This window comes from Micromonospora globispora (genome assembly GCF_003857015.1).
Lineage (GTDB): Bacteria > Actinomycetota > Actinomycetes > Mycobacteriales > Micromonosporaceae > Micromonospora > Micromonospora globispora.
Map to the genome: position 1 here is coordinate 1 of NZ_QGGF01000541.1, position 1,734 is coordinate 1,734.

The following is a 1,734-nucleotide window of genomic DNA, read 5'->3' on the forward strand; positions in this document are numbered from 1 at the left end:
ACGGTGGAGTCGCTGGCCCCCCGGCTGGGCCGGGCCACCCGCTGCGGCGGGCCGTGGTCGGCATGCTCACCGGCTGCGTGCAGGGCGCCTTCTTTCCCGAGGTGAACGCCGCCACCGCCAGGGTGCTCGCCGCCGAGGGCTGCGACGTGGTGATCCTGCCCGACCGGCAGGGCTGCTGCGGTGCGCTGAGCGTCCACAACGGACGGGAGGAGGAAGCGCGCCGCTTCGCCCGCCGGATGTTGGACACGTTCGCCGCCGCCGGCATCGACTATTTCGTGGTCAACGCGGCCGGCTGCGGCTCCACCCTCAAGGAGTACGGCGACCTGCTCCGCGACGACCCCCGGTACGCCGCGCTCGCCGCCGACTTCGCCGGCAAGGTCCGCGACCTCTGCGAGGTGCTGGTCGAGCTCGGCCCGGTGGCCACCCGGCACCCGCTGCCGGTGACGGTCGCGTACCACGACGCCTGCCACCTCGCCCACGCCCAGGGTGTCCGCGCCCAGCCCCGCCGGCTGCTGCGCGACATCCCCGGGCTGGAGCTGCGGGAGATCGCCGACCCGGAGATCTGCTGCGGCTCGGCGGGCATCTGGAACATCCTCCATCCCGGGCCGGCCGCCGAACTCGGCGACCGCAAGGCCCGCACCGTACTGGCCACCGGGGCGCGGCTGCTCGTCACCGCCAACCCCGGCTGCCTGATGCAGGTCGCCGCCTCGGTGACCCGCGCCGGCGGCGACATCGCGCTGGCACACACCGCCCAGGTCCTCGACGCCTCGATCCGCGGACGAGGCGTCGAGGAGTTGCTGCATCAGCGGACCCCGTCCTGACGGCGGGATCCACCGTCACCGCTCACCCCCGTCCCCCATAGCGTCGAGGTGACCCATGTTCGACCAGTTCAAGGTCGTCACCGATCCCATCGGTGACTCCGTCGCGCTCTCGGCCATCTTCGCGGTCCTACCCCTGCTCACCCTCTTCGTCCTGCTCGGCGTCATGAAGGTCAAGGCCTGGCTGGCCGGCGTGATCTCCCTCGTGGTGGCCCTGATCGTGGCCATCGCCGTCTACGCCATGCCGATCGGGCAGGCCGTGCTCTCGGCCACCGAGGGCGCCGCCTTCGGCTTCTTCCCGATCCTGTGGATCGTCATCAACGCGATCTGGGTCTACAACCTCACCGTCGAGAGCGGACACTTCGACGTGTTGCGCCGCTCCTTCGAACGGGTCAGCCCGGACATGCGGATCCAGGCGATCATCATCGCGTTCTGCTTCGGTGCGCTGCTGGAGGCGCTGGCCGGCTTCGGCACGCCGGTGGCGATCACCGTGGTGATGCTGATGGCGCTCGGCTTCCGCCCGATCCACGCGGCCTCGGTGGCGCTGCTGGCCAACACCGCGCCGGTGGCCTTCGGCGCGCTCGCCACCCCGATCGTCACGCTGGCCAGCGTCAGCAGTGGCGCGAATCCCGATCCCCGGCTCACTGTCGACACGCTCGGCGCGATGGTAGGTCGGCAGACCCCGATCCTCGCGGTGGTCGTACCGCTGATGCTGGTGGCCCTGGTCGACGGGCGGCGCGGCATCCGGCAGACCTGGCCGGCCGCGCTGGTCGCCGGGGTGAGCTTCGGTCTGGCGCAGTTCGTCGCGGCGAACTACATCTCGGTGCCGCTGACCGACATCGTCGCCGCGCTGGTCTCGGCCGCCGCGGTGGTGCTGCTGGTCCGCGTCTGGCGCCCGGTCACCCCCGCCGACCTC

The 1,734-nt window shown here is 71.9% G+C and carries 2 protein-coding genes; both read left to right on the forward strand.

The features are described from left to right. A partial coding sequence (locus DKL51_RS28240) for a (Fe-S)-binding protein (protein ID WP_148097871.1) occupies positions 1–821 on the forward strand: 821 nt, incomplete at its 5' end. A 55-nt stretch (positions 822–876) separates the two neighbouring features. After that, positions 877–1,734, forward strand: an 858-nt coding sequence (locus DKL51_RS28245) for an L-lactate permease (RefSeq protein WP_148097872.1), incomplete at its 3' end; no start/stop codon positions are given.